The 419-nt window shown below is 73.7% G+C and carries 1 pseudogene; it reads left to right on the forward strand.

Features of this window, described 5'->3' with window-relative positions:
• Positions 1-98: 98 nt before the first annotated feature.
• A pseudogene (locus tag PUR56_RS03185) lies at positions 99-419 on the forward strand (beta-ketoacyl synthase N-terminal-like domain-containing protein); the annotation flags it as partial.

Consider the following 419-nt stretch of genomic DNA (forward strand, 5'->3'; position numbering starts at 1 on the left):
AAAGGCTCGTCGTCGGACGGGCAGCGGCGGCGGTACCCGCCGCACCTGCCGCCCCGCTCAACCACGATCCCAACGTCATCCGCCGGAACCCATGACCCTACCCGGGCGGGGCCGACACCCCGGAGGACCTCTGGGACCTGCAGTCCTCCGGGACCGACGCCATGGGCGGGTTCCCCACGGACCGCGGCAGGGACCTGGAAGCCCTCTACCACCCGGACCCGGAGCACCCCGGCACCACGAACACCCGGGACGGCGGCTACGTGTCCGCCGCCGGTGAGTTCGACGCGCGGCTGTTCGGGATCTCGCCGCGCGAGGCGCTGGCGATGGACCCGCAGCAGCGGTTGCTGCTGGAGACGTCGTGGGAGGCGTTCGAACGGGCCGGGGACGACCCGCTGACGCTCCGCGGCGAGCAGGTCGGC

The organism is Streptomyces sp. BE303, assembly GCF_036290945.1.
Classification (GTDB): Bacteria; Actinomycetota; Actinomycetes; order Streptomycetales; family Streptomycetaceae; genus Kitasatospora.